This is a genomic window from Kocuria sabuli, from assembly GCF_040981185.1.
Classification (GTDB): domain Bacteria; phylum Actinomycetota; class Actinomycetes; order Actinomycetales; family Micrococcaceae; genus Kocuria; species Kocuria sabuli.
In genome coordinates this window covers 136887-162981 of sequence record NZ_JAVHZE010000007.1, presented here as the reverse complement: position 1 = coordinate 162981, position 26095 = coordinate 136887, and the positions used below count along the sequence as shown (strand labels likewise).

The following is a 26095-nucleotide window of genomic DNA, read 5'->3' as shown; positions in this document are numbered from 1 at the left end:
CGAAGCCGTGGCCGATCTCGTGGCCGATCACGGACCCGATCGCGCCGTAGCACACCGCGTCGTCGGCGTCGGCGTCGAAGAACGGCGGCTGCAGGATCCCGGCTGGGAAGACCACCTCGTTGAGCACGGGGTGGAAGTAGGCGTTGACCCAGTGCGGGTGGAGGAGCCACTCGCCGCGGTCCACGGGAGCGCCCATCTTCCCGACGGCGCGGTCGTGCTCGAGGGCCAGCCCGGCGCGGACGTTGCCGAGCAGGTCCGCCGGGTCCAGCTCCAGGGACGAGTAGTCCCGCCAGGTGCCGGGGTAGCCGACCTTGACCGTGAACGTGGACAGCTTCTCCAGGGCGCGGGCCCGGGTGGCCTGGGACATCCACTCCAGCCGGGAGATCCGTTCCCGGTACGCGGCCAGCAGGTGCTCCACGAGCTGCTCCACCCGTGCCTTGTGCGACGGCGGGAACCAGCGCTGCACGTAGGCGCGGGCCACGTCGTCGCCCAGGACCCGGGTGACCAGGTACTCGGCCCGCCGCCACCGCTCGCGGGGGCGGGTGATCCCGGACAGGGCGGTGCTGTAGAAGCGGAAGTTCTCCTCCACGAAGGACCGGGGCAGGAACGGGGCGCGCCGGGACACGGTCCGCCACGACTGCCAGATCCGGATCTGCTGCTCCGACCACTCCTCCCACAGCCGGCCGAGCGCGGTCACGAAGGAGGGCTGGCGCACGATGACCCGGTCGAAGACGCCCGTGCCCCGGGTCGGGGCGGTGCCCTCCAGCCATGCCGCCCAGGGGAAGCCGGGGGCCAGGGCGGCCAGTCCGGGCAGGTCCACGGGGTTGTGCATCCGCCCCACGTCCCGGGCCGCGACGGTGTCCCAGTGGGCGGCGGCCAGCTGTGTCTCCATGGCCAGCACCGTGGCGGCGGCCTCGCCGGGGGCGAGTCCCCACCGCGCCGGGAGGTCCGCGAGCTCGAGCATCGCCGCGACGTGGTCCGTGAACGCCGTGCGCAGCGGCTCGTGCAGATCGCCGGTGTAGTGGGACTTCGTGGGCAGGGACAGCCCGTCCTGGCAGAGGAAGAAGGAGTACCGGGAGGAGTCCCCGGAGTCGTTCTCCACGAAGAAGGACAGCAGGCCGTCCACGCCGGTGCGCTGCAGCGCGGCCGAGGCCCGGGCGAGCTGCTCCTTGCCGCACGCGGCGTCGAGCACCGCGAGGTCGGGGTCCAGGGCGCTCGGGCCGCGGCGCTCGATCCCGTCCTCGTCGAGGAAGGAGCGGTACAGCGCGCCCATCCGCGAGCCGGCCGGCGCCTCGCGGACGATCTCGTGCACCCGCCGGGCGTTGAGGTCGGTGAGGACCGCGGACGCCCCGTCGGAGGCGCGGTCGTCGGGCAGCTCGTGGGCCTCGATCCAGCCGCCGTTGACGTGGCGGTACAGGTCGTCCTGCGGGCGGACGCCGGGGTGGAGGTGCTGCATCTCGAGGCCGGAGACGGTCGTCACGGGCGCATCCCCTGTCGTCGTGGTGGGGCGTGTCGGAACGCACGGGGCCGGCGACGTCGCCGCCCGGCCCCAGCCTACGGACGACGGCGCCGTGGCCCGCGCGGGGCGGACCACGGCGTCCGTGGTGCTGGTCACACCCGTCCGGCGGGTGCGGGGTGCGTCAGCCGGCGGTCGGCGACGGGCTCGCCGAGGCCTCGGTGTCCCCGGCGTCCGCGGTGCCCAGCCACTCGGCCTTGAGCTGGTCGAGGGTGCCGTCCTCCTCCATGGTGGCCAGCGACTCGTTGACCCGCTCCAGCAGGGCGGTGTTGCCGGTCTTCACGGCCATGCCGAGCTGCTCGCCGGTCTCGATCTCCTCGACCAGCCTCAGCTCCGGGTTGTCCGAGATGGCGGGGCCGGTCACGGAGATGTTGCCGAGCACGGCCTCGACGTCGTCGGTGTTGAGGCCCTGGATCATCAGGGAGGAGGTCTCGTACTGGACGACGTCCGCCCCGTTGTCCCGCGCGTACTCCTCGCCGGTGGTGGCCTGCTGCGCGCCCACGCGCCGGCCCTCGATGTCCGCCACGGAGCTGATGCCGGAGTCCGGGGCCACGAGCAGGGCGAGGTTGTCCTCGAGGTAGGGCTCGGAGAAATCCATCACCGACTCCCGCTCCTCGGTGATGGTCATGCCGGAGGCGGCGAGGTCGCACTGGTCGGTGTCCAGGGCGGAGCCCGTCTCGATGGCCTCGAAGCCCGTGGTGATGACGTTCGTCTCGACCCCGAGGTCCTCGGCGATGTTGTTGACCAGATCGATGTCGAAGCCCACCGTCTCGCCGTCCTCCACGTACTCGAACGGGGCGTAGGGGATGTCCGAGCAGACGGTGAGGGTCCCGGGACTGATCAGGCTGACCTCACCCTCGGCGGCCTGCTCGCCCCCTCCGGTGCTCGTGCACGCGCTCAGGGCCAGCGCGGAGACGGCCAGCACGGACAGGGTCGCTGCCCCGTGGAACCTGCTCTTCATGGATCTGTCCTTCCCTCGGGAGGTGGTCGGCCGCCGTCCCCGGCGCGGCGTCGTGCCGGAGCGGGACCCACTGCTGAATGTGCCTCAGTGTAGGGCGTCCCGGGTCGCTGGTGTGTCGCCCACCACTGGTCGGTAGCACATCGGCTGTCCCCACTGCCGCCCACGTCCTCACGGCGGCCGGGTCCTCCCCGGAGCCCGTTCTTGGGCACAATGGGCCCATGACTCGGACCGACGACTCCCCGACCCCGCAGGGGGACCGATGACGGCGGCGCCGGCGAGCGTGCGCGTGGACGTGTGGCTGTGGGCGGTGCGGGTGTTCAAGACCCGCTCCGCCGCCACGACCGCGTGCCGGGCGGGCCACGTCAAGATCGACGGCACCTCCGTCAAGGCCGCCCAGCCCGTGCGGCCCGGCCAGCGGGTCACGGTGCGCCGCCCCGGCTACGAGCAGGTCCTGGAGGTCGTGCAGCTGCTGACCAAGCGCGTCGGCGCGCCGGTGGCCGCGGCCGCCTACGTGGACCACAGCCCGCCCCCGCCCCCGGCCCTGCACTCGGCCGTTCCCCGCCGGGACCGGGGCGCCGGCCGGCCCACCAAGAAGGACCGCCGCGAGCTGGACCGCCTCCGGGGCCTCTGAGGGGCTCCGTACGAGGCGGCGCGGCGGCCGGGTGGCCGCCGGTCGGTAGCCTGGTCCGGTGACCACGACCGCACGCCCGCGCGGGCTCAACCGGCAGATCCTGGCCCTGGCCGTCCCCGCCTTCGGAGCGCTCGTGGCCGAACCGCTGTTCCTGCTGGCGGACTCCGCGATCGTCGGCCACCTCGGCACCCCCCAGCTCGCCGGGGTGGGGGTGGCCGCCGCGCTGGTCCAGACGGTCGTGGGGCTGATGGTCTTCCTCGCCTACAGCACCACTCCGGCGGTGGCCCGGCACCTCGGCGCCGGCCGGCTCCCGGAGGCCGTGGCGGTGGGCCGGGACGGGCTCTGGGTGGCCGCCGGGCTCGGCGTCCTCCTGTCCGCCGCGGGCTGGGCGCTCGGCCGCCCGCTGCTGGAGCTGATGGGCGCCCGCGGCGAGGTCCTGGAGCACGCGGTCGCCTACCTGTACTGGTCCCTGCCCGGGCTCACCGGGATGCTCCTCGTGCTGGCCGCCACCGGTGTGCTGCGCGGGTTCCAGGACACGAGGACCCCGCTGCTCATCGCGGGGATCGGGGCGGCGGCCAACGCGGGGCTCAACCTCCTGCTGGTGCACGGCGCCGGCCTCGGCGTGGCCGGCGCCGCGATCGGCACGAGCGCCGTGCAGTGGGCCATGGCCCTGGCCTATCTGCGGATCGTGCACCGTCTGGCCCGCCGGCACGCAGTGGGGCCCGGCACCTCCTGGGCCCGGCTGCGCTCCCACCTCGCCGTGGGGTCGTGGCTGATGCTGCGCACGGTGTCCCTGCGCGTGGCCATCCTCGCGACCGTCCTGGTGGTCACGGCGCAGGGCGCCCAGAACCTCGCGGCCCACCAGCTGGTGATGACGGTGTTCAGCTTCCTGGCCTTCGCCCTCGACGCCCTGGCCATCGCCGCGCAGGCGCTGCTGGGCCGGGACATGGGGGCCCGGGACCTGGCGGAGCCGGCCGAGCGGCGGGCGATCCGCGAGCTGATGCGCCGGCTGGTGCTCTGGGGCCTCGGCTTCGGCGTGCTGACCGGCCTGGCCGTGGCCGTGCTGGGGACGCGGCTGGGCTTCCTGCTCAGCCCCGACCCCGCCGTGCAGGCCCTGTTCGCGGCGGCGCTGCTCGTGGTGGCGGCCGGCCAGCCGCTGGCCGCCTACGTCTTCGTCCTCGACGGAGTGCTCATCGGGGCCGGGGACGCCCGCTACCTCGCGGTGGCCGGGGTGCTCAACCTCGCCGTCTACCTCCCGCTGCTGGGCCTCGTGGCCAGCTCCGGAAGATCGGGCGCCGGCGGGCTCGTGTGGCTGTGGATCGCCTACGCGGGCGGCTACCTGGGGGCCCGGGCGCTGACCCTCGGTCTGCGCGCCCGCGGGGACGCGTGGCTGCTCCGGAACGCCCGGTAACAAGCGGGAACCACCCTCGGGGATGTGGTCCGGATCACCTACGATGCGAACATGGACAACGACTCCCGCACGCAGAACCAGCCCGCTGCCGGACACGACGTCGTGCTCGTCGGGATCGACGGGTCGGACCAGGCCCGCCACGCCCTCGAGCGCGCCGTCGAGGAGGCCAGGGCGCACAACCTCTCGGTCCGCCTGGTCGGCGCCTACCCGGTGATCGGGGTCGGCGACCCCGGCCTCGAGATGCGCTTCACCGAGGCTGTGACCCAGGAGAACGCGGAGCACCTCGCCGAGGCCCGGCGGGTCGTCGAGGACGCGGGCCTGCCCGTGCAGACCGTCGAGGCCGCCGGGGACGCCGCCAAGGCCGTCGTCGAGCGGTCGGGGGAGGCCGCGCTCGTCGTCGTGGGCAAGCGCGGCCGCGGCGGCGCCCTGCGCGGGCGGCTCGGCTCGGTGTCCGCCGCCGTCGCCGCGCACGCGAAGTGCCCGGTCGTGGTCGTCCCCGAGGCGTCCGAGGGCCGGCACAGCGAGCGCCACCGCGGCGGGAACGACTTCGCGCTCGAGGACCAGGGGCCGGTCGAGGCGGAGAAGATCGACTTCTCCGGGCGGGTGGTCGTCGGTCTCGACGCCCTGGGCGCGCGCAACCCGGCGCTGTGGCAGGCCGTGGAGTACGCCGAGCAGCACGGCAAGCCCCTCGCGCTGGTCTCGGTTAACGGGGCCATGTCCGGCACCCCCTCCTGGTTCCAGGACGAGTTCAACCAGGCCCGGTACTTCCACGAGGCGGAGCGGAAGCTCGCCGAGGTCTCGCAGGAGATCGAGGCCGAGCACCCCGGCCTCACGGTGGAGCACCACATCTTCGTCGGCCGGCCCGGCCGCATCCTGATGAACGCCACGCACTCCGCGGACCTGGTCGTCGTCGGCTCCCGCGGCATCGGCGGGTTCCGCGGGCTGCTGCTGGGCTCGGTCTCCCAGGCCGTGCTGGAGAACGCCGCCGGCCCGGTCATGGTCGTGCCCGCCCACCCCGCCTGAGCAGCGGCCCGGCCGTGCCCGCCGGGAGAACAGGAGAGCACCGCAGATGGCAGAGCAGATCGTCGTGGGCTACGACGGCTCCGAGAACAGCGACCGCGCCCTCGGCTGGGCGATCCGGGAGGCGCGGGCCCTCGGCGACGAGCTGAAGGTGGTGGTCTCCATGGGGCGGCCCGTGGCCGTGGACCCCAGCCTGTACGGGCCGTTCCTGGAGGCGATCGAGCAGGAGACCGACCGGGTTGCCGGTGCCGCCGTCGCCAGGGCCCGGGAGGCCGGGGTCGCGGCGGTGGGCGTCCTGGAGCGCGGCGACGCGGCGGGGGTGCTCGTCCAGGGATCGGACTCAGCCGAGGTGCTCGTGCTCGGCCGGCGGGGGCGGCGCGGCGTGCGGGGGCGCCTGGGGTCGGTCTCGGCCGCGGTGTCGGCGCACGCCTCCTGCCCCGTGGTCGTGGTGCCCGAGCGCTGGGACCCGCGGGCCCGGGAGGCCCGGGGGGCCGGGCCCTTCGCGGGCCGCGTGGTGGTCGGCGTGGACCGGCTGGGGCGGGACAACCCGGCGGTCGCTGCGGCCGCCCGCCACGCCGGATGGCACGGCACGGGACTGACGCTGGTCATGGTGGTGCCGGAGGCCACGAGCGTGCCCACGGGCTCCGCGGACCTGGACCGGGCGGTGCACGAGCAGCTCATCGGACCCGCCCGCGCCCTGGTGGACCAGGTCGCGGAGGCCGTGCGGGAGGACTGCCCGGGGCTGGACGTCGAGACGCACGTCTTCTCGGGGGAACCCGCCGAGCGGCTGGTGGAGGCGGGCCGGACGGCGGAGCTCGTGGTGGTCGGCAGCCGCGGCTACGGCGGGTTCCGGGGCCTGCTCATGGGCTCCGTCTCCCAGGCCGTCCTGAACGAGGCCGAGAGCCCGGTGATGGTGGTCCCCACCCGCGGGAAGGACTGAGCCCGCCCGGGGCGCCGTCCGTCCGCAGGCGGAGCGGTCCGGGCCCCGCCCCGCGGACCTCGTCCTGGGGGCGGATCCGGCGGCGGCCGGGAGGCGTCATCCTGGAAGGCGCGCCCCGGACCGTCCGCGGGCGCCGGAAGGAGGGCCCCATGGGCCGCAGGGCTCCGAGCGTGGCGGCACTGGTCGTCCTCGTCCTCACCGGCTGCGCCGGGCCTGCCGTGGAGGTCCCCGCCCCGCCGGCCGCGTCGGACGTCCTGGACGCCGCGGACGTCCTGACGGACCAGGAGGAGCAGGACCTCGACGCGTTCATCGACCGGCGCGGCACGGGCGGCGACGCCGCGCGGGTCGCCGTGCTGACGGTGGAGTCGGTGAACGGGTCGATCGAGGACTACGCACGGGAGGTCGCCACAGCGTGGGGGGTGGGCGACGCCGGGGCGGACAACGGCGTGCTCGTGGTCGCGGCCACCGAGGACCGGGAGCTGCGGATCGAGTCCGCGGACGGGGTCCGGGAGCGGTTCACGGACGACGAGGCGGAGCGCGTGGTGGACGACGTGCTCGGCCCCGCTTTCGCGGACGGCCGCTACGCCGAGGGCCTCACCGCGGCCGTCGACCGGATCCACCTGTACGCGGAGGGCGGGGAGCCGCCGCGGGAGCCCTTCGACTGGGCCCTGCTCGGCTGGATCGCCGGACCCCTCGCCCTGGTCGCCGGGCTGGTGGCCTGGTGGATCGCCGCGGACCTCCGCCGCCGGCGCCGGATCTCCGACGAGGAGCTCCGTGCGGCGGAGCAGCGTGACCCCGGTCTGCGGCTCACCGAGGAGCAGCGGACGGCGTACCGGACGTACCGGTACCACCACCGCAAGGACGACGCCGTGACGAACCCCGCCGTGTGGCTGCCGCTCTACCTGGCCAACCCGGGGCTGTACTCCGGCGGGTCGGGCGGCGGCACGGACGGCGGCGCTCCGGGCGGGTCCTCCTTCGGCGGAGGCGGCGGCTTCACCGGCGGCGGGGCGTCCGGCAGCTACTGATTCGGCCCGGTCAGCACGCTGCACCGCCGCGTGCTGACCGGGAACGGCGCCGGGCGGGCGGCACGGGCCGGAGGGTCAGGCGGGCAGGGCGCGCCGGGAAGCGACGAGGGAGAGCAGGTGCCGGTGCACCGTGGTCTCCCCGGTGAGCTCGGGGTGGAACGAGATGCCGACGACGTTGCCGCTCGCCACCGCGACCACCTCGCCCCGGTGCCGGGCCAGCACCGTGACGTCCTCGCCCGCGCGGGTCACCACGGGGGCGCGGATGAAGGCAGCGCGCACGGTGGCCCCGTCCTCGCCCCAGGTCAGCGCGGCCTCCTCGGAGGCCGTCTGGGTGCCGAACGCGTTGCGGGTCACCGTGACGTCCAGGACCTCGAGGGTCTGCTGGCCGGGGGCGGGGTCCTCGATGCCGGAGGAGAGCAGGATCAGCCCGGCGCACGTGCCCAGGGTGGGCAGACCGCCGAGCACGGCGTCCCGCAGCGGGTCCCGGAGCCCGAACAGGCGCAGCAGCCGGTCCACGGTGGAGGACTCCCCGCCGGGCAGGACGATCGCGTCCAGCCCGGCGAGCTGCTCCGCCGTCTTCACGAGCACCGGCTCGGCGCCGAGCTCCTGCAGCATCGCGGCGTGCTCGGCGACCCCGCCCTGCAGGGCGAGGACCCCGACCCGGGGCGCGGAACTCACCAGCCGCGCTCCGCGAGCCGGTGCGGGGCGGGGAGGTCGCCCACGTTGATCCCGACCATCGCCTCGCCGAGCCCGCGGGAGGCCTCGGCGATCTTCTCGGGGTCGTCGTAGTAGGCGGTGGCCTTCACGATCGCCTGCGCCCGGGCGGCGGGGTTGCCGGACTTGAAGATGCCGGAGCCCACGAACACGCCGTCGGCGCCGAGCTGCATCATCATGGCGGCGTCCGCGGGGGTGGCCACGCCGCCGGCGGTGAACAGCACGACCGGCAGCTTCCCGGTGCGGGCGACCTCGAGCACGATGTCGTACGGAGCGGCGAGCTCCTTGGCCTTCACGTAGAGGGCGTCGGGGGAGATCGCGTACAGGGCCCGCAGCTCCGCGATCTGGCCGCGGATGGTGCGGATGTGCTTGGTGGCCTCGGAGACGTCGCCCGTGCCGGCCTCGCCCTTGGAGCGGACCATGGCGGCGCCCTCGGCGATCCGGCGCAGGGCCTCGCCCAGGTTGGTGGCACCGCACACGAACGGGACGGTGAAGCGCTGCTTGTCGATGTGGTTGACGTAGTCGGCGGGGGAGAGGACCTCGGACTCGTCGATGTAGTCGACCTTCAGGTGCTCCAGGACCTGCGCCTCCACGAAGTGGCCGATGCGGACCTTGGCCATGACCGGGATGGAGACGGCGGCCTGGATGCCCTCGACCAGGTCGGGGTCGGACATGCGGGCCACGCCGCCCTGGGCGCGGATGTCGGCGGGCACGCGCTCGAGGGCCATCACGGCGACGGCGCCGGCGTCCTCGGCGATGCGGGCCTGCTCGGCGGTGACGACGTCCATGATGACGCCGCCCTTGAGCATGTCGGCGAGGCCGCGCTTGACCAGCGGGGAGCCGGTCAGGGGGGTGGCGTCCGCGGGGGACGTGGTCCGGGCGGAGGTCTGGGCAGGGGTGGTCTGCAGATCGGTCATGCGTCCCATCCTCCGGGGCGGAGTGGTCCACCGACAGGTCCACCAACGATAGAATTCGTTGGACCACTCGTCCGCAGGTGCGTCCGCGGACGAGTCCACAGAGGAGTCCGCGGACGACTTCCGCGGACGACGGAGAACCGAGGTCCCGTGCGCCATCCCCACGACGTCGAGGTGCCCGTGCGCGTGGACCGCGCCGATCCCGCGCCGCTGCCGGCCCAGCTCGTCCAGCAGCTGCGGGACCTGGTGGTCTCCGGGGCGCTGCGCCCCGGGGACCCGCTGCCCTCCACGCGGGGGCTCGCCGCCCGGCTCGGCATCTCGCGGGGCTCCGTGGTCACCGCCTACGACCAGCTGCACGGCGAGGGCTACCTGCACGCCACCAACGGGGCCACCGTCGTGCACCCCGACCTCGCCCGCTCCCGCGTGGAGCGGCCGGGCACCCGGCCGGACCCGCGCCCGCCCGCGGCGCGCCCGCGCCGGGCCCGCGAGCGGCCGATGATCGACCTCACCCCCGGGCGCCCCGACACGGGCCGGCTGGCCACCCCCGGGTGGCGGGCCGCGTGGCGGGACGCCGCGGCCGCCGCCGGGTCGGGCGCACCGCCGGCCCAGGGCTCGGAGGCGCTGCGCGAGCAGATCGCCGAGCACCTGCGCCTGATGCGCGGCGTGGTCCGCGACCCGCAGGACCTCTTCGTCACGGCCGGCGCCCGGGACGGGCTCCAGCTCCTGCTCGCCGCGCTCGGCGGACTCGCCGGCCGCCCGCTGCGCGTCGCCGTCGAGGACCCCGGCTACCCCTCCCTGCGCCGGGTGCCGGAACGGCTCGGCCACCGGGTGCTGCCCGTGCCGATCGACGACCAGGGCCTCGACCCCGCCCGCCTGCCCTCGGGTGCGTGGTCCGGGGCGGGGAGGTGGGAGGTCGAGCGGGCTCCCGACGCCGTGGTGGTGACCCCCAGCCACCAGTACCCCCTGGGGGCCTCGATGCCCGCGGCCCGCCGCCTCGAGCTGCTCGGCTGGGCCCGCGCCCACGACGCCCTGATCGTGGAGGACGACTACGACTCGGAGCTGCGCTACGTCGGCGAGCCCCTGCCGGCGCTGTCCTCCCTGGACCACGGGCCCGGCGCCGTCCCCGGGCCGCCGTCCCCCGGCCGGCGGCTCGGGGCCGGGGGGCACGTGGCCACGCTCGGCTCCTTCACCAAGGTCCTCGCGCCGGGACTGGGGGTCGGCTACCTGCTGGCCCCGCCCGCCCTGCGCGAGGAGCTGCTGCGCCTGCGCACCGACCTCGGCAACCCCGCCTCGGCGGTGGCCCAGGACGCCATGGCCCGCTTCCTCGCCGACGGCGGGCTGCGCCGGCACACCGCCCGGATGCGGCGGGAGTACCGGCGCCGGCGGGACCTGCTCACCGCCGCGCTCGCCGGGGTCCGGGGGGTGCGGGCCGTGCCCATGGACGGCGGGCTGCACGCCGTGCTCGAGTTCACCGGGGAGGTGGCGTTCGAGGAGCAGGACGTCGTGGCCCGCGCGGCGGCGGCGGGCGTGCGGGTGGCCGCACTGGGCTCCTACTGGGCGGAAGGTGCCCGTGGCGCGCGCCGCGGCGTCGTCGTGGGCTTCGGCGCCACCGGCGCCGCACCGGAGGGGGACGCCCTGCCGGACGCCCTCGCGGTGCTCGCGCGGGTGCTCTCGGCGCCCGGGCCGGGGACCGGGGCCGCTCGCTAGACTGTCCCGTGCCCCGCGGGCCCCGCACGGGCCGCCGCACCGGGCCCCGCCCGACGAGCCGTCCCCCGAAAGGCCCCACCGTGAACCCCGATCCGAGCACCGGCATCCACCGCGACCTGTTCGCGCCCACGCTGCTGCGCGCGCTCGTGGCCCTCGTCCTCGCCGCCGTGACCATCTTCTGGCAGGAGCCGACGATGGGCGTCGTGGTCTGGGGCGTGGGCCTCTACCTCCTGCTGACGGGCGCGGCGAGCATCCTGCTCCAGCTGCGGCTCAACGGCAACGACCACGTGGACATGGGGCCGAGCCGGCAGGTCCCGCAGTCCTACGGCGTGCTCTACGTCGTGGGCGGGATCCTCGCGCTCGTCGGCGCGGACAGCCCCGGCGGTCTCGTGCTCTACGCCGGGCTCGTCCTGGGCGTCGCCGGCCTCACGGAGCTCGCGCTCGGGCTGAAGTTCCGCACCACCTTCCCGCTGGGCCGGGACTGGACGATCGCCGGGCTCGTCACCGTCCTCGCCGCCACGGGTCTCGTGCTGGTGGTGGATCTCGGCGCCAAGGCGCTCTTCGGCGTGGTGGGCGCCGCCGCGGTGGTCATCGGGGTCACCCACCTGCTCGCCGCGCTGAGCCTCCGGCACGAGGACCGCCGAGGACAGGCCCCGGCCGGAACCGCGTAGACTGGGCTACCGCACGGCAGGCCCCGTCCTGCCCACGACACCGGTTCACGAGGAGGACGAGTGGCACAGCGCAAGGGCTCGCGAGACGGCTTCCGGGCCGACGTCAAGGGCCCCCTGATCCTTTCCGCCGTGCTCGCCGCCGTCACGTTCGGCGGCGTGGCGGTCCTCGCCAGCGGCGGGACCGAGAACGCCCCGCGCCTGGACCTCGCCTTCACCGCGGCCGGCATCGTGTTCATCGTGGCCCTGGTGTTCAGCGCGACGCTCATGATCATCGAGAAGCCCAACGACCCCCACCTCGGCGAGGGCACCGGCGTCAACCGGTCCTCGGCGAAGCTCTACGCCGAGGCCCGCGCCCGCCGCCAGGCCGCCGCGCGGCCGGCCGGCGAGGCCGAGTTCGGCCAGCGCGTCCACCCCGACACCCAGGGCGAGGACCTGCTCGGCCGGCACCCCGCCGAGGGCCGGGGCGAGGGCCCCGGCGAGAGGACGGACGGGAGCACGGGCGACGACGGCGCAGCCCCCGGCCCGCGGGCCTGACCCGCCGCCGGCGGCCACGGCACTTGGCCGCCGGCCGCCCGCTCAGTAGATTGGAAGGGACCTGAGCAGCAGGGCCGACCCCGCGCCCTGCTCGAGGCCCGACGACAGGAATCAGCATGAGCCAGCAGCCGGAACCTCCCACCGAGGGCGACGAGGAGTTCGAGAAGAAGGTCGAGCAGCGGATGGCGGACAAGCCGGACGCGGATCCGGACGAGGACCCCACGGACGTGGCCCAGGAGGACTACAAGTCCGAGGTGCCCGAGCTCGAGGAGGACGAGGACAGCGTGGTGAACCCCGGCGCCGCCGACGCCTGAGCGACGCGCCCCGCACGCAGGAACGCCCCGGGAGGACATCGGTCCTCCCGGGGCGTTCCTGCGTGCGGACCGGCGTCCCGGTCAGCGGCCGAAGCCGCGCAGCCGCAGGGAGTTCAGCACCACGAACACGGAGCTGAACGCCATGGCGGCGCCCGCGATCACCGGGTTGAGCAGGCCGGCCGCCGCCACGGGGATGGCCACCACGTTGTAGGCGAAGGCCCAGAACAGGTTGGACTTGATGACGGCGAGGGTCCGCCGGGAGAGGGCGATGGCCGTGGGGACCGACCGCACGTCGCTGCGCACGATCGTGATGTCGGCGGCCTCGATGGCCGCGTCCGTCCCTGAGCCCATCGCGATCCCGAGGTCGGCCTGGGCCAGCGCCGCGGCGTCGTTGACGCCGTCGCCCACCATGGCGACCACGCGCCCGTCGTCCTGCAGGTCGCGGACCACCGCGACCTTGCCCTCCGGGCTGACGTCCGCCACGACGTCCTCGGCCGGGATGCCGGCCTCGGCCGCGACGGAGCGGGCCACCGGCTCGTTGTCGCCGGTGAGCAGCATGGGCCGCAGACCCAGGCCCTTGAGCCGGTCGATCGCCTCCCGGGCGTCGTCCTTCACGGTGTCCCGCAGGTCCACGAACCCGGCGAGCGCCCCGTCCACGGCCACGAGGACCGTGGTGAAGCCGCCCTCCTGGGCGCGCCGCAGCGCGTCCAGCTGCGCCCCGTCGAGGCGCACACCGTTCTCGGCGAGCCAGGTGGTGCGCCCGACCACCACCGAGCGGGAGTGCATCCCGTCGGCCACGTGCGCGCGGACGCCCCCGCCGGGGGCCGAGACGAACCCGGAGAGCGGGAACCGGTGCGGGGTGGCCGCGGCCACGGCCCGGGCGATGGGGTGCTCGGAGTGCTGCTCGACCGAGGCGGCGAGGTCGAGCACCTGGTCCCGGGAGTAGGAGGCCACGGGGGTCACGGCGGCCACGGAGAGCCGGCCGCTGGTCACGGTGCCCGTCTTGTCCAGCACCACGGTGTCCACGGTGCGGGTGTCCTCGAGGACCTCGGCGCCCTTGATCAGGATGCCCAGCTGCGCGCCGCGGCCGGTGCCGGTGAGCAGGGCCGTGGGCGTGGCCAGGCCGAGGGCGCACGGGCAGGCGATGACCAGCACGGAGACGGCGGCCACGAAGGAGGAGTCGACGTCCCCCGTGAGCACCAGCCAGCCCACCAGCGTGAGCAGCGCGATCGCGAGCACGACCGGGACGAACACCCCGGAGATCCGGTCGGCGAGCCGCGCCACGGGGGCCTTGCCCGTCTGCGCCTGCGCGACCGTCCGGCCCATCTGGGCCAGGGTCGTGTCGGCGCCCACTCGGGTGGCCTCGACGAGCAGCCGGCCGTTGGTGTTGATCGTCGCGCCGGTGACGGCGTCGCCGACCTCCACCTCGACCGGCAGGGACTCGCCGGTGAGCAGCGAGGTGTCCACCGCCGAGCGGCCCTCGACGACCACGCCGTCGGCGGCGATCTTCTCCCCGGGGCGCACGACGATCCGGTCCCCGGGCCGCAGCTGCTCGGCCGGCACGTTCGTCTCGACGCCGTCCCGCAGGACCACGGCGTCCTTCGCGCCCAGCTCCAGCAGCGCGCGCAGCGCCTCGCCGGAGCGGGCCTTCGCCCGGGCCTCGAGGTAGCGGCCCAGCAGCAGGAAGGCGGTCACGAGGGCGCCGGTCTCGAAGTAGAGCAGGTGCCCGCTCATGTCCATCCGGTGGCCGAGCATCGCGTCGGCCGTCATGGCGGGGTCGCGCAGCAGGTTCCACAGCGAGAACAGGTACGCGGCGGACACGCCCAGGGAGACGAGGGTGTCCATGGTGGAGGTGAGGTGCCGGGCGTTGACGGCGGCGGAGCGGTGGAACGGCCACGCCGCCCAGGTCACGACCGGCAGGCTCAGCAGCGCCGCGACCCAGCCCCAGTGGGGGAACTGGAAGCCGGGCAGCATCGAGATGACGAAGACCGGTACGGAGAGGGCGCCGGCCACGAGCAGTCGCCGGCGCAGGGACCCGGGGGAGCGCAGCGAGGAGGCCTCCCGGCCGGACACGCGGGCCATCGCGGAGACCGATCCCCCGCCGGTCCCGTCGTCGCCGGCCCCGGGCGCGTTCCGCACAGTGGCCCCGTAGCCGGCGTTCTCGACCGTCCCGACGATCTCCTCGTCGCTCACGCCCTCCGGCGCGTGGACGGTGGCGGTCTCCAGGGCGAGGTTCACGGACGCGTCGACGCCGTCGAGCTTGCCCAGCTTGCGCTCGACCCGGCTCACGCACGAGGAGCACGTCATGCCCGTGATCTCGAGCTCGAGGGTGCGCAGCGGCCCGGCCGCCTGCCCGGGCGCCGCGGCGCGCGTGCCGGTCTCAGACAACCGAGTACCCCGCTTCCTCGACGGCTTCCGCGATCTCCTCCTGGCCCAGTTCCCGGGAGGAGGTCACGACGACGGGCGAGGCGCCGCCGGCGACCAGGTCGACGTCGACGGACTCGACGCCGCCCAGCGCGGTGAGCTCCTCGGTGACGGACCTGACGCAGTGCTGGCAGGTCATTCCGGACACGTTGACGGTGGTCTGCACGATGTTCTCCTGGGGGTCGGTGGGTTCGTTCGTGGGGCGGGTCAGCTCTTGAGCAGGCGCGCGATGGCCGCGGACGCCTCCTGGAGCTTGGCGTCGACGCCGGCCCCGTCGCCGGACTCCTGGGCGGCCTCGACGGCGCCCACGACGCAGTGGTTCAGGTGCTCGTCCAGCAGGCCCAGGCTCACGGCCTTGAGCGCGGACTGGATCGCGGAGATCTGGGTGAGGACGTCGATGCAGTACTTGTCCTCCTCGACCATCCGGTGGATGCCGCGGACCTGGCCCTCGATGCGCCGGAGCCGCTTGAGGTACGCGTCCTTGTCGTGGGTGTACCCGTGGGGCGGGAGCGTGTCGGTCATGGGTCCTCCTCGGTCGTCCTGCCCCCACCCTATACCCCTTGGGGGTATGCCTCAAGGGCCGGTGCCGTCCGGGGCGGATCCGGAGGGGCCGGGCCGGGGCGCCGATGTGCGAATCTTGAGGCATGGCTTCACTGATCGAGGACTACGCCCTGCTCTCGAACATGCGCACGGGTCCGCTCGTCTCCCGCACCGGCTCCGTCGACTGGCTGTGCGCCCCGCGCTTCGACTCCCCCTCCGTCTTCGGCGCCCTCCTGGGCGAGGCCGACCACGGGCGCTGGCTGCTCGCCCCCGCCTCCGCGGTCGTGGACGAGGCCGGCGGGGAGGTCCTCGACGAGGAGGAGAGCGGCGCCCAGGTCGCCGAGCGGTTCTACGTGGAGAACACCTTCGTGCTCCAGACGGTGTGGGTCACGGACTCCGGCTCCGTGCGCGTGACCGACTTCCTCCCGCTGACCTCCCGCACGGACCTGATCCGCCGCGTCGAGGGCCTCACGGGCGAGGTCGAGATGTACCAGGAGCTGCGGGTCCGCTTCGGCTACGGCGCCGTGGTTCCCTGGGTCAGCCGCTTCGAGGGGGAGGAGGACCCCGAGGGCGGCGACCCCGCCCCGCCCATGCTCGTGGCCATGGCCGGGCCGGACGCCCTCGTGCTGCGCGGGGAGCCCCTGCCCGAGGCCACGCGCGGCGACGACGAGCGCCGCCACCACGGGACCTTCACCGTCTCCGCCGGCCAGGCGCGGGACTTCGTTTTGACGCACTTCCCGTCCCACCGCACGCCGCCGGCGCCGGTCGACGTCAACGAGCAGCTCACCCGGACCGTGGAGCTGTGGCAGGACTGGTCCGGGCTGTACACCCCGCCGGCCGCGGACCGGGACGAGCCGGTGCACATCGTCCCGGTCCGGGGCCACGCGGTGGCCGGCCGCTCGGACGTGGTCCGGCGCTCCCTGCTCGTGGTGCGGGCCCTGATGCACCAGGAGACGGGCGGGCTCGTGGCCGCGCCCACCACCTCCCTGCCGGACGTGGTGGGCGAGGAGCGCAACTGGGACCACCGCTTCTCCTGGCTGCGGGACGCGGCGATGGCCCTGGAGGTCATGCTCGACCACGACCACGACCGGGAGGCCGTCCAGCTGCGCAACTGGCTGCTGCGGGCCGTGGCGGGGGATCCGCACGACCTGCAGAACATCTACGGGATCGCGGGGGAGCGCCGGGGGCGGGAGCACCAGCTGGACCTGCCGGGCTACGAGCGCTCCCGTCCGGTCCGGGAGGGCAACGGCGCGGCGGGCCAGCACCAGGCGGACGCCGTGGGCCACGTGATGGTCGTGTTCGAGAAGCTGCGCCGGCGCGGGGCGGTGGAGGACCACCTCTCCTGGCCGCTCCAGCAGGCGATGCTGCGCTCCGTGGTGGACAACTACGAGGTCAAGGACCAGGGCCTGTGGGAGATGCGCGGCGAGCGGCAGTACTACACGCACTCCCGGGTGCTGATGTGGGCGGCCCTGCAGTCCGGGGTGGACGCCGTGCGCCTGCACGGGCTGCCCGGGGACGCGCCGCTGTGGGAGCAGCTGCGGGACGCGCTGGCCGAGGAGATCTGGACCAGCGGCTACGACCCCGAGATCGGCTCCTTCGTGCAGCACTACGGGGCGAAGACCGTGGACGCCTCCCTGCTCCAGCTGCCCCAGGTGGGCTTCGTGGCCTACGACGACGAGCGGATGCTGGGGACCGTGCGGCGGATCGAGGAGGAGCTGCGGCACCCGTGCGGGCTGATCCACCGCTACCGCAACGTGCTGGGCCCCGTGGACCCCGAGAACCCCGACGCCTACGCCGGGGTGGTCGGCGTGGACGGCTTCACGGGCCAGGACAACCCGCACTTCGGCGCGTCCCTGTGGCTGGCCGCCCAGTACGCGCGCTCGGGCCGCACCGACAGCGCGCGCAAGCTCGTGGACCTCGTGCTGTCCCGCGCCAACGACCTCGGGCTGCTGTCCACCGAGTGGTCGCCCGACCGGCGGCGGCTGACCGGCAACTTCCCCCAGACCTTCACCCACCTGGCCCTCGTCCAGGCGATGGACGCGCTCGACGCCGCACAGGGGCGCCGGACCGCCCCGGAGCCCCAGGAGGCCGTGCCCGCTCCCACCGGCGCCGGCTCGTGAGCTCTGCCGTTCCCCCGGACCTGCGGAGCTCGCCGGCGGTGCGCATCGGGCTGTCCCTGTCCGTGGCCACCGGGCTGTACGGGATCTCCTTCGGCGCGCTGTCCGTGGCGGCGGGGCTGAGCTTCTGGCAGACGGTCGCCCTGTCCTCGCTCATGTTCACGGGCGGGTCCCAGTTCGCCTTCATCGGCGTGGTCTCGGGCGGCGGGGCCGGGGTCTCGGCGCTGGGTGCGGCGACGCTGCTCGGGGTGCGCAACGCCGTCTACGGCATGAGCATGAACGCCCTGGTGCGCCCTCGGGGCTGGCTGCGGCTCCTCGCCGCCCACGTAACCATCGACGAGTCCAACGCGGCGGCGTCCTCCCAGAGCGACCCCGTCGAGGAGAGGCGGGGGTTCTGGGTCGCGGGCGTGGGCGTGTTCCTGCTCTGGAACCTGTTCACCGTGCTCGGCGCGCTGCTCGGCAACACGCTCGGCGACCCGGCCCGCTGGGGCCTGGACGGGGCCGCCGTGGCCGCGTTCCTGGGGCTGCTGTGGCCCCGGCTGACCGCCCGGGAGCCCGTGGCGGTCGCCGTGGTGTGCGCCCTGGTGACGGCCCTGACCATCCCGGTGCTGCCGCCGGGGCTGCCCATCCTGGTGGCCGCCGTGGTGGCCGCGCTCCTCGGCCGCTCCCGCGGTGGCGGAGCCCCCGCGGGAGCGGCCGGCCGGGCGGAGGCCGGGGCATGAGCCTGTGGTTCTGGGTCCTCGGGGCGTGCGCGCTGGCCTACGGCCTGAAGCTCGTGGGCTATCTCGTTCCGGACCGCGTGCTGGACGACCCCCGGGTGGAGCGGATGGCGGGCACGGTCACGGTCGGTCTGCTCGCCGCGCTCGTGGTGATGAACGCTTTCGGCTCGGGGCAGGCCCTGGTGCTCGACGCCCGGCTCGGGGCCCTGCTCGTGGCCGGGGTCGCCCTGGCCCTGCGCGCGCCGTTCCTGCTGGTCGTGGTGTTGGGCGCGGCCGCCGCGGCCGCTCTGCGGCTGGTCGGGGCGGCCTGACCCCGGCTCAGGCGAAGGGCAGCACGGGCGGGATGAACCCGTCCTCGATGGCGCGCTTGTAGAGCTCCAGCTTGGTGCGCGCCGGCCGCTCCACCAGGGCGTACTTGCGCCGGATGCGCTTGAGGTGCTCCTCGACCGTGGACTCCGCGATCTGCAGCCGGGCGGCCACCTCCTGCTCCTGGAGGCCGTCCACGTAGAGCGCGAGCACCTCCCGCTCCCGGGCGGAGAGCTTCGCCGGCGCCCTGCTGGGCAGCTCGGTCAGGGCGTCCTGCAGCTTGTCGCTCACGAAGTGGCCCAGCTGCTTGGCCAGGCGCATGGTCCGGAACACGCTCTTGATCGGCTCGCACTTGCCCACGGCCCCGGCCGCTCCGCAGGAGAAGGCGGAACGGACGCGGACGAGATCGCCCGGCGGTGCGAGCACCACCACGGTGTGCTCGTGCGCGGTGAGGTCGGTGATGTTCTGCACCAGGGTGCGCCCGTCCTGGGTGTTCAGGCTCAGCAGCACCACGGCCGCCTCGGTCGCGTTCTGGGCGAGGAACTCCGGGACGCTCCCTGCCACGGTGCCGATCCGCACCCCGTGCTCGGGGTGCTCGAGGGACTCGCGCTGCATCGCGATGCGGGTCATGGGCTGGGGGCTGACGACGGCGGCGTTCAACATGCTGGGGACTCCTCGACTTCTCCCGCGATGAGCTGGGCGGGTTCTCCGGGGCCGGTTCGGTCCGGCCCGGCGGCGGGAGGACGGTGTCCCGGGGTCCGGTGCCGGCCGGCCGCAGATATGCCGGGTTCGGCATGTACGGGAGGTCGACGGGGACGGTCCGGGCAACGGTCCTCCGGGTGATCGCTGCCGGCGGAGACGGTGCTCTGTGTCCTTCAACAGTGGCGGACGGGTTCGTGTCCGGACAAGACGGACGTCGTACGGACCTGCAACTTCGTACACCGTACGAGGGACACTGCGGCCCCGGCCCTCCCCGCCGGACGCCGGTCCGCGCCGGGACCCGCCTGGGAGAATGGCCCCGCAGGAACCCCCGGAAGAGAGGCCCGCCCCGTCATGCGCATCGACGTCCTGAGAAGTTCCGCCGGCCGCGTGCCGCACCTCGGTGAGCAGGTCGAGCTGCGCGGCCTGCTCCAGGAGCTCGCCCGCCGCGGGGTCGAGGGGGTGCTCGTGGACCGCGGCGAGGCGCCGGGGGGCCTCGTGTGCGGGGCCGAGCCCGCCGGGCAGGATCCGCCGGGCGCCACGGCACAGGTGATGCCGGACGAGGCGGAACAGCCGGCGCCCGAGGCGGAGGGACTCCTGCTGAGCGGTGCCGGACCGGACGGCCCCGCCGGTCCGGAGCTGCTCGCCGACTGGCTCGGCGCGGCACGGACCGCGGCCCGGCACGGCCGGCCGGTCGTGATCAGCGGCCTGGCCCTCGACGCCCGGAACGCCCCGGCCGAGGTCCTGCGCGAGCTGCTCGGCACCGCCTCGCTCGTGGGGCTGCGCGACGAGGCCTCCCGGGCACTGGCCCTCCGGCTCTGCCCGGACCACCCCGGACTGCATCTCGGGGCGGACGACATCCTTGTCCTCCCCACCCCGGACACGGCGGCGGGTCCCGCGCCGGAGGTCGCGCCGCCCCGGATCGTCGCGGCGCTCGGGCACCTCACGGGACCGTTCGGTACGGACGAGGCGGCACCCGTGCTCACCGCCCTGCTCGCCGCCCTGGTGCACCGGACGGCGGGCACGGTCGCCGTCCTGCCGTGCGGCGGTGCCCGCGCGGACGTGGAGTTCGCCGAGGCCGTCGCCGCGGGCCTGCCGGAGGGCACCCGCCCGCACGTCCTGGCGCCGGACCCGGCGGCGGACGCACTGGTGCTCGCGGCCGACCACCTGGTCACCACCTGTCCGCGGGCGGTCGCGCTCGGCCTCGCTGCAGGCGCTGACGTCCTGTCCGTCGGCACGGAGAAATATGCCGCTGAGCGTATGGAGGCGGTGCTGCGCCGTTGGGGGCTGACCGAGAACGTCGTGCCCCTGGCCGCGCTGCTCACTCCCGGCGCCACCGCGTGGGACACCCGGGCGGCCGTGCAGCAGTGGGCCACGGAGACCGTCGAGCAGCGGGCGGCGGTCCGCTCGGCCCTGGCCGAGGCGGTGCCGGCCCTGCACGCGGCGGGCGACCGCTGGTGGGACGGCGTCGTGGTGGCGCTGCGGGGCGGGGAACCGCAGCGCCTGTCGTCGACGGCCGTGGCGCCGCGCGGGGTCGGCGCCCCTGTGGTGCGCTCCCTCCGCCGCCGGTACACGACCCCTGCGGCGCCGCCCGCCCGCCCCACCGTCGCCGTCGTGCTCCGGACCCGCGGCCGTCCCGCGGCGCTGTCCCGCGCCCTCGACGACGTCCTGGCACAGACCTTCACGGACTGGCGGCTGGTCGTCGTCGACGACGGCGGGGACCCCGCCGTGGTGGACCGGCTCCTCGCCGAGCGGCAGGACGAGCTGGCGGGACGCGCGACGGTCCTGCACCACCGGCGCGGCCTCGGACCCGCTGCGGCGGCCAACCGGGGCCTGCGGGCGACGGACTCGGAGCTCGTCGTGCTCCGTGACGACCACGAGCCGTGGACCCCCACGTTCCTGCAGCGCGCCGTGGTCCGTCTCGAGGACCCGCTCACCACCGACGACGGCGTGGTGGTCCACGCGCAGGCCGGAGAGCCCGCGCCGGCCGGTCCGGCGGCGCCCACCCTCACCGGGGCGCTGGGCGGCGAGCGTGCGGCGCCCGGATCCTTCGTGTACCGGCGGGCGGTGCACGGGGTGCTCGGCGACTACGACGAGTCCCTGGCCGCCGCGGCGGGCTGGGAGTTCGCCCTCCGGTTCCTCGAGACGTTCACCGTGGGCCTGGTCCGCGGGCACCCGCACCCCGTCCGCGCCCGGGGGAACGAGGGGTCCGGGGCCGGCCCGGCACTCCGCGGCCGGGACGAGCTGCTCGTGCGGGAGCGCCACCTCAAGCAGTGGACCGGCGAGAACGGCGTCGGCCTGCCGCTGTACCTGAGCCGGGAGATCCGCGAGCAGGCGGAGGGCCTGCACGCGCGCCTGGACGGCTCGGAGGCCGTCGCCCGTGAGCTGCTCGAGCTGGTCCGCGAGCAGTCGGCCCGGATCGAGCAGCTGGAACGGGCGGTCGCGGAACGGGGGTTCACCGCGTTCTGGAGACGCGTGTGGCGTGCCGTGCGGGGGCGGTGAGCGGGCCCGCCCCGGCGGGTGGACCGACAGGGTGCTTCCCATCCGAGACGTTGATGTGACATGCTTCACCCTGGTACGCCGGAGGCGGTGCGCCGGGACCGGAGCGCCGCCGTCCCGCCCGGGAGTCACGCCGTTCCGGCACGTCCGCGGCAGAAGAGGAGTCGAGGCATGAGCTGGCTGGACCGAGAGCACACGGTGGCACCCCCGGGATTCAACCGCTGGCTGATCCCGCCGGCCGCCCTGGCGGTGCACCTGTGCATCGGCCAGGCCTACGCCACGAGCGTGTACAAGACCGCGCTGGTGGAGCACTTCGACGCGAGCCTGACCCAGATCGGCATCATCTTCTCCATCGCGATCGTCATGCTGGGCCTGTCCGCCGCCGTCTTCGGCACCTGGGTGGACACCGGCGGGCCGCGCAGGGCCATGTTCACCGCCGCCCTGCTGTGGTCGGGCGGGTTCCTGGTGGGCGCGGCGGGGATCTTCACCGAGCAGCTGTGGCTTGTGTACCTCGGCTACGGCGTCATCGGCGGCATCGGCCTGGGCATCGGCTACATCTCGCCCGTCTCCACGCTGATCAAGTGGTTCCCCGACCGCCCGGGCCTCGCCACGGGCATGGCGATCATGGGCTTCGGCGGCGGCGCGCTGATCGCCAGCCCCCTCTCGGCGGCCCTGCTCAACCTCTACGACCCGGACTCCGGCTCCCCGGGCTGGGTGGCCAGCGGGGACGCCGTGGGCAAGCTGTTCCTGACCCTCGCCGTCGTCTACCTCGCCTACATGCTCTTCGGGGCGTTCACCATCAAGGTCCCCGCCGCGGGCTGGAAGCCCGAGGGCTTCGACCCCTCGAAGGTCGCGACGAAGGCGCTCGTCACCCAGAACCACGTCTCCGCGAACAACGCGATCCGCACCAGGCAGTTCTGGCTCGTGTGGATCGTCCTGTTCTGCAACGTCACGGCCGGCATCGGCATCCTCGAGCAGGCCGCGCCCATGATCCAGGACTTCTTCCGCCAGGCGGACGGAGCCTCCCTCGTGACCGCAGGGGTGGCCGGCGGCTTCGTGGGGCTGCTGTCCATCGGGAACATGGGCGGGCGCTTCGTGTGGTCGACCACCTCGGACGTCCTGGGGCGCAAGCGCATCTACATGGTCTACCTCGGTGTCGGGGCGGTCCTCTACACAGTGCTGGCCCTGTTCGGGTCGAGCTCCACGCTGCTGTTCGTGCTGCTGGCCTTCGTCATCATCTCGTTCTACGGCGGCGGCTTCGCCACGGTGCCGGCCTACCTGCGGGACCTCTTCGGAACCTTCCAGGTCGGGGCCATCCACGGCAGGCTGCTCACGGCCTGGTCCGCCGCCGGCATCGCCGGTCCGCTCATCGTCAACACGTTCCTCGACGCCCAGGGCACCCCGGGCGAGCTCACCGCGCAGGCGTACCAGCCCGCGCTGCTGACCATGGTCGTCCTGCTGGTGGTGGGCTTCGTGGCCAACCTCCTGGTGAAGCCCGTGGACGCCCGCCACCACGAGCCCGACACCGCCCCGTCCGGCACCACGGTCCTCGCGAAGGAGGCATGACATGATCGTCCGTCTGCGACTGGCCCTCGGCTGGGTCCTCGTCGGGGTCCCGCTCGCTTACGGGATCACCCAGACCCTCCTGAAGGCGGCCAGCCTGTTCGGCTGAGCCGCACCGGCCGGTCCCGAGCGCTCCGGCGCCCTCCCGCGCGGTCCTCCGGCGGAGCCCCAGGGTTCCGGGAAGCCGAGGTGCGGCCGCTGGGTCTGCCGGCCGACGTCGCGGCCACCCTGCTGGACGCCGCCCAGCCCGTGCAGGCGCCGGTGCGGCGCAGCGCCTCGCTGCGGCAGACGCTGCGGTCCCGGGAGACCGTCGCCCTGGCCACGGGGGTGCCCATGGCGCGGGACGGTCCCGGCCCCGAGGCCGCCCGCTCCGCCCTGCTGAGCAGAGCACGCGGTGACGGGATCCACCGCGGGGGCTGTGGCCGTACTGCTTCGGCATCGGCGGCGAGGTGGGCGAGTCCGAGGTCGACGCCTACCTGCACCACTCCCTGGTCCTGCCGCGGCTGCAGCGGGACCTGCCGGCCCGGGCCGCCGACGGGATCCTCGCCGACCTCGCCCCGCCCCGGGCACCCTACGCCGCCGAGATCCGCCCGCTCGTCTGCTCCCGGGAGCCCGATCCCGGGAGTCGGGACGCACCCGGGAGCCCGATCCCGGGAGTCGGGACGCACCAGGTTCCCCGACGACCAGCCCGAGCACGCCGCGCGGACCGGCACCCTGGCACAATGCCCCCAGGGCACCCGGCGCCCGAGGGCGGACCACCGACGCACCACCTGACCGACGAAGGGGAACACGATGGCCGAGCACGACCCGAGCGGGGTACCGGTGACGCAGCTGCAGGAGGTGCTGCTCGAGAGCGAGGACATCACCGGTTTCCTCGACGAGTTCACCGCCACGGTGGCCCAGGCCCTCTCCACGGAGGGTGACGCGGTCTGGTGCGCGGTGACCCTGCTGCGACCGAAGCGCTCCACCACCGTGGCCGCCTCCAGCCCCCGCGCCGAGGCCCTCGACGAGATCCAGTACCACTACGGCGACGGCCCCTGCCTCACCGCCGCCCGGGACCACCGGGTCGTCCACGTCGTCGACACCCGCACCGACCCCCGCTGGCCCGCCTACGGTCAGGCCGCCGCCGCCAACGGCATCCTCTCCGCCCTCGGCGTCCCCCTCGAACTGGGCGAGGAGGCGTCCGCGGGCCTGGACGTCTACGCCGGGCGTCCGGGGGCGTTTGACGAGGCCACCGTGGAGGTCGTCCAACGGCACGTCCAGACGGTCTCCGCGACGCTGCGCCTGGCCGTGCGCCTGGCCCAGCACCGCGACACCGCGGAGGACCTGGCCGCGGCCATGGCGTCGCGGACGACCATCGACCTGGCCGTGGGCATCGTCATGGCCCAGAACCGCTGCAGCCAGGAGAAGGCCTTCGAGATCCTCCGGGCCGCCTCCAGCCACCGCAACGTCAAGCTGCGGGACCTGGCCACCGAGCTGGTCACCACGGTCGGCAAGGGACCGGCCAGCACCCACTTCGACGGCTGAGCGCTCCGCCCCGGCTCAGGCCGGAGCGCCGACGGCGGGGCGCGGCAGCCGCAGGTGCCCGCGCAGCGTGGATTCGGTGTACCCGGTGCGGAACAGGCCGCGGCGTTGGAGGACGGGGACCACGTGGTCCACGAAGTCGTCGAGGGCGTGCGGCAGCGTGGGCGGCATGAGGTTGAACCCGTCGGCGGCCCCCGAGCGGAACCAGTGCTCGATCCGGTCCGCCACCGCCTCCGGGGTGCCGACCACGGTGCAGTGCCCGCCGCCGGCGGCGAGCCGCCCGAGCAGCTGCCGGACCGTGGGCCGTTCGACCGCCACGATCCGCAGGATCGTGGCGTAGCGGCCCTTCGGGCCGGTGAAGCCCTCCAGCGGCGGCAGGCCGGGGACCGGGGCGTCCAGCTCCCAGCCGCTGCAGTCCTGCTGGACGAAGGTGCTCAGCTGGGCCAGGGACTGCTCCGTCGGCAGCAGGGCGTCCACCGCCGCCTGCTGGGCGAGGGCCTCCCGCTCCGTGGATCCCACGTAGGCCACGAGCCCGGGCATCACCGCCACGCTCCCCGGGTCCCGGCCCGCCGCGGCGACCCGCCGCTTCAGGTCCGCGGTGTACTCCTGGGCGCTGGGCAGGTCGTAGGCCACGGCGTAGATGCCCTCCGCGCAGCGCGCGGCCAGGTCGCGGCCGGGCCCGGAGGCGCCGGCCTGGAACAGGACCGGGCGGCCCTGGGGCGAGCGGGGCACGGTCAGCGGCCCGTCCACGCGGAAGTGCTCCCCGGCGTGGCCGACCGGGTGCACCCGCTCCGGGTCGGCGTGCAGGCCGTCCCGGTCCCGGACCAGGGCGTCGTCGGCCCAGGAGTCCCACAGCCGCAGCGTGACGTCCACGAACTCCTCGGCCCGGGCGTAGCGCTCGTCGTGCGGCGGCATCCCCGGCAGGCCGTGGTTGCGCGCCTCGGCGTCGAACATCGAGGTCACCACGTTCCACCCCGCCCGGCCGCCGCTGATGTGGTCGAGCGAGGCGAGCATCCGGGCGGCGTGGAACGGCGTCCAGAAGGTGGTCGAGACGGTGCTGACCAGTCCGATCCGCTCCGTGGCCCGCGCCATGGCGGACAGGGCCGTGAGCGGCTCGAGGAACCACCGGGGCCCGGACCCGACGTCCCCGGCGCTGTGCCCGTCGGCGAAGAACACCGCGTCGAAGAGGCCGCGCTCGGCGGTGCGGGCGAGGCGCTCCCAGTAGGCGATGTCCCCCAGCTGCTCCAGGGGGGACTCCGGGCGGCGCCAGGCCGCCTGGTGGTGGCCGGCCCCGAAGAGGAAGGCGTTGAGGTGCAGCTGTCGCGGCGAGGTCACGGCGGCCGCGC

25 protein-coding genes are annotated in these 26095 nt (G+C 74.8%); 16 read left to right on the top strand and 9 right to left on the bottom strand.

All coding sequences use genetic code 11. From position 1 onward, the window contains the following. Both RE027_RS09500 and RE027_RS09495 read right to left on the bottom strand, forming a co-directional pair. Positions 1-1480: M13 family metallopeptidase (locus tag RE027_RS09500; protein WP_368808007.1), on the bottom strand; the 1480-nt coding region annotated here is incomplete at its 3' end. Between the two features lie 160 nt (positions 1481-1640). Continuing rightward, on the bottom strand, positions 1641-2477 hold the full coding sequence (locus RE027_RS09495) for an ABC transporter substrate-binding protein (protein ID WP_368808006.1): 837 nt from the start codon (positions 2475-2477) through the stop codon (positions 1641-1643). 259 nt (positions 2478-2736) lie between these two features. Between RE027_RS09495 and RE027_RS09490 the strand changes: the two genes are divergently transcribed. The 5 genes from RE027_RS09490 (at position 2737) to RE027_RS09470 (ending at position 7504) form a co-directional block, all read left to right on the top strand. After that, positions 2737-3108 carry an RNA-binding S4 domain-containing protein gene (locus RE027_RS09490; protein WP_368808005.1) on the top strand — a complete coding sequence of 124 codons (372 nt, stop codon included), beginning with the start codon at positions 2737-2739 and terminating at the stop codon, positions 3106-3108. Between the two features lie 58 nt (positions 3109-3166). Beyond that, on the top strand, positions 3167-4519 hold the full coding sequence (locus RE027_RS09485; RefSeq protein ID WP_368808004.1) for an MATE family efflux transporter: 1353 nt from the start codon (positions 3167-3169) through the stop codon (positions 4517-4519). Between the two features lie 51 nt (positions 4520-4570). Next, positions 4571-5542, top strand: coding sequence for a universal stress protein (locus tag RE027_RS09480; RefSeq protein ID WP_368808003.1), 972 nt, complete (start codon positions 4571-4573; stop codon positions 5540-5542). 46 nt (positions 5543-5588) lie between these two features. Next, positions 5589-6479: a universal stress protein gene (locus tag RE027_RS09475; RefSeq protein WP_368808002.1), complete on the top strand. Its 891-nt coding sequence runs from the start codon at positions 5589-5591 to the stop codon at positions 6477-6479. A 149-nt stretch (positions 6480-6628) separates the two neighbouring features. Next, a complete protein-coding gene (locus tag RE027_RS09470) occupies positions 6629-7504 on the top strand; it encodes a TPM domain-containing protein (protein WP_368808001.1) in 876 nt (291 codons plus the stop codon). 75 nt (positions 7505-7579) lie between these two features. Here RE027_RS09470 and pdxT read toward each other — a convergent pair whose 3' ends face one another. Continuing rightward, positions 7580-8182 (bottom strand): pyridoxal 5'-phosphate synthase glutaminase subunit PdxT, encoded by a 603-nt coding sequence (gene pdxT / locus RE027_RS09465; protein ID WP_368808000.1) that lies wholly within the window; start codon positions 8180-8182, stop codon positions 7580-7582. Beyond that, entirely contained in the window at positions 8179-9135 is a 957-nt protein-coding gene (pdxS, locus tag RE027_RS09460; RefSeq protein ID WP_368807999.1) for a pyridoxal 5'-phosphate synthase lyase subunit PdxS, read from the bottom strand. Before pdxS ends, pdxT begins: the two co-directional genes overlap by 4 nt. Positions 9136-9282: 147 nt before the next feature. Here pdxS and pdxR point away from each other — a divergent pair, with 147 nt between their 5' ends. From pdxR to RE027_RS09440, 4 genes are all read left to right on the top strand, one after another. Next, complete coding sequence (gene pdxR, locus RE027_RS09455) at positions 9283-10839, top strand: MocR-like pyridoxine biosynthesis transcription factor PdxR (protein WP_368807998.1); 1557 nt, start codon at positions 9283-9285, stop codon at positions 10837-10839. Positions 10840-10919: 80 nt separating this feature from the next. Beyond that, positions 10920-11510, top strand: a complete 591-nt coding sequence (locus RE027_RS09450) for a DUF308 domain-containing protein (protein WP_368807997.1) — start codon at positions 10920-10922, stop codon at positions 11508-11510. A gap of 60 nt (positions 11511-11570) precedes the next feature. Then, positions 11571-12044, top strand: a complete 474-nt coding sequence (locus tag RE027_RS09445) for a hypothetical protein (protein WP_368807996.1) — start codon at positions 11571-11573, stop codon at positions 12042-12044. Between the two features lie 116 nt (positions 12045-12160). Continuing rightward, a complete protein-coding gene (locus tag RE027_RS09440; RefSeq protein WP_368807995.1) occupies positions 12161-12358 on the top strand; it encodes a hypothetical protein in 198 nt (65 codons plus the stop codon). An 81-nt stretch (positions 12359-12439) separates the two neighbouring features. Here RE027_RS09440 and RE027_RS09435 read toward each other — a convergent pair whose 3' ends face one another. From RE027_RS09435 to RE027_RS09425, 3 genes are read right to left on the bottom strand one after another with little or no spacing between them, the layout of a single operon-like run. Further along, positions 12440-14746, bottom strand: a complete 2307-nt coding sequence (locus RE027_RS09435) for a heavy metal translocating P-type ATPase (RefSeq protein ID WP_497795570.1) — start codon at positions 14744-14746, stop codon at positions 12440-12442. Continuing rightward, the gene (locus RE027_RS09430) at positions 14739-14948 is read right to left on the bottom strand and encodes a heavy-metal-associated domain-containing protein (RefSeq protein ID WP_368807994.1); all 210 of its coding nucleotides are present in this window, start codon (positions 14946-14948) and stop codon (positions 14739-14741) included. The genes RE027_RS09435 and RE027_RS09430 overlap by 8 nt, the downstream gene beginning before the upstream one ends. Positions 14949-14989: 41 nt before the next feature. Next, positions 14990-15304, bottom strand: coding sequence for a metal-sensitive transcriptional regulator (locus RE027_RS09425; RefSeq protein ID WP_368807993.1), 315 nt, complete (start codon positions 15302-15304; stop codon positions 14990-14992). Positions 15305-15426: 122 nt separating this feature from the next. Between RE027_RS09425 and RE027_RS09420 the strand changes: the two genes are divergently transcribed. From RE027_RS09420 to RE027_RS09410, 3 genes are read left to right on the top strand one after another with little or no spacing between them, the layout of a single operon-like run. Then, positions 15427-17442, top strand: coding sequence for a glycoside hydrolase family 15 protein (locus RE027_RS09420; RefSeq protein ID WP_368807992.1), 2016 nt, complete (start codon positions 15427-15429; stop codon positions 17440-17442). Then, positions 17439-18161: an AzlC family ABC transporter permease gene (locus RE027_RS09415; RefSeq protein WP_368807991.1), complete on the top strand. Its 723-nt coding sequence runs from the start codon at positions 17439-17441 to the stop codon at positions 18159-18161. Before RE027_RS09420 ends, RE027_RS09415 begins: the two co-directional genes overlap by 4 nt. Beyond that, on the top strand, positions 18158-18469 hold the full coding sequence (locus RE027_RS09410) for an AzlD domain-containing protein (RefSeq protein ID WP_368807990.1): 312 nt from the start codon (positions 18158-18160) through the stop codon (positions 18467-18469). Before RE027_RS09415 ends, RE027_RS09410 begins: the two co-directional genes overlap by 4 nt. A 7-nt stretch (positions 18470-18476) precedes the next feature. Here RE027_RS09410 and RE027_RS09405 read toward each other — a convergent pair whose 3' ends face one another. Beyond that, positions 18477-19127 (bottom strand): helix-turn-helix transcriptional regulator, encoded by a 651-nt coding sequence (locus RE027_RS09405; RefSeq protein ID WP_368807989.1) that lies wholly within the window; start codon positions 19125-19127, stop codon positions 18477-18479. A 390-nt stretch (positions 19128-19517) separates the two neighbouring features. Here RE027_RS09405 and RE027_RS09400 point away from each other — a divergent pair, with 390 nt between their 5' ends. The 4 genes from RE027_RS09400 (at position 19518) to RE027_RS09390 (ending at position 24752) form a co-directional block, all read left to right on the top strand. Next, entirely contained in the window at positions 19518-21665 is a 2148-nt protein-coding gene (locus RE027_RS09400; RefSeq protein WP_368807988.1) for a glycosyltransferase, read from the top strand. Positions 21666-21833: 168 nt separating this feature from the next. Then, a complete protein-coding gene (locus RE027_RS09395) occupies positions 21834-23228 on the top strand; it encodes an OFA family MFS transporter (protein WP_368807987.1) in 1395 nt (464 codons plus the stop codon). Between the two features lies 1 nt (position 23229). Further along, positions 23230-23334, top strand: a complete 105-nt coding sequence (locus RE027_RS18285) for an MFS transporter small subunit (RefSeq protein WP_438612428.1) — start codon at positions 23230-23232, stop codon at positions 23332-23334. Positions 23335-24017: 683 nt separating this feature from the next. After that, positions 24018-24752, top strand: coding sequence for a GAF and ANTAR domain-containing protein (locus RE027_RS09390; RefSeq protein WP_368807986.1), 735 nt, complete (start codon positions 24018-24020; stop codon positions 24750-24752). Between the two features lie 15 nt (positions 24753-24767). Here RE027_RS09390 and RE027_RS09385 read toward each other — a convergent pair whose 3' ends face one another. Then, the gene (locus tag RE027_RS09385; RefSeq protein ID WP_368807985.1) at positions 24768-26084 is read right to left on the bottom strand and encodes an LLM class flavin-dependent oxidoreductase; all 1317 of its coding nucleotides are present in this window, start codon (positions 26082-26084) and stop codon (positions 24768-24770) included. Positions 26085-26095: the final 11 nt, after the last annotated feature.

Excerpts from the sequence above, each read along its gene's own strand:
- RE027_RS09495 (WP_368808006.1), bottom strand. The coding sequence starts at position 2,477 with ATGAAGAGCAGGTTCCACGGGGCAGCGACCCTGTCCGTGCTGGCCGTC.
- RE027_RS09490 (WP_368808005.1), top strand. The coding sequence starts at position 2,737 with ATGACGGCGGCGCCGGCGAGCGTGCGCGTGGACGTGTGGCTGTGGGCG.
- RE027_RS09480 (WP_368808003.1), top strand. The coding sequence starts at position 4,571 with ATGGACAACGACTCCCGCACGCAGAACCAGCCCGCTGCCGGACACGAC.
- RE027_RS09475 (WP_368808002.1), top strand. The coding sequence starts at position 5,589 with ATGGCAGAGCAGATCGTCGTGGGCTACGACGGCTCCGAGAACAGCGAC.
- RE027_RS09470 (WP_368808001.1), top strand. The coding sequence starts at position 6,629 with ATGGGCCGCAGGGCTCCGAGCGTGGCGGCACTGGTCGTCCTCGTCCTC.
- pdxS (WP_368807999.1), bottom strand. The coding sequence starts at position 9,135 with ATGACCGATCTGCAGACCACCCCTGCCCAGACCTCCGCCCGGACCACG.
- RE027_RS09440 (WP_368807995.1), top strand. The coding sequence starts at position 12,161 with ATGAGCCAGCAGCCGGAACCTCCCACCGAGGGCGACGAGGAGTTCGAG.
- RE027_RS09425 (WP_368807993.1), bottom strand. The coding sequence starts at position 15,304 with ATGACCGACACGCTCCCGCCCCACGGGTACACCCACGACAAGGACGCG.
- RE027_RS09420 (WP_368807992.1), top strand. The coding sequence starts at position 15,427 with ATGGCTTCACTGATCGAGGACTACGCCCTGCTCTCGAACATGCGCACG.
- RE027_RS09410 (WP_368807990.1), top strand. The coding sequence starts at position 18,158 with ATGAGCCTGTGGTTCTGGGTCCTCGGGGCGTGCGCGCTGGCCTACGGC.
- RE027_RS09405 (WP_368807989.1), bottom strand. The coding sequence starts at position 19,127 with ATGTTGAACGCCGCCGTCGTCAGCCCCCAGCCCATGACCCGCATCGCG.
- RE027_RS09400 (WP_368807988.1), top strand. The coding sequence starts at position 19,518 with ATGCGCATCGACGTCCTGAGAAGTTCCGCCGGCCGCGTGCCGCACCTC.
- RE027_RS09395 (WP_368807987.1), top strand. The coding sequence starts at position 21,834 with ATGAGCTGGCTGGACCGAGAGCACACGGTGGCACCCCCGGGATTCAAC.
- RE027_RS18285 (WP_438612428.1), top strand. The coding sequence starts at position 23,230 with ATGATCGTCCGTCTGCGACTGGCCCTCGGCTGGGTCCTCGTCGGGGTC.
- RE027_RS09390 (WP_368807986.1), top strand. The coding sequence starts at position 24,018 with ATGGCCGAGCACGACCCGAGCGGGGTACCGGTGACGCAGCTGCAGGAG.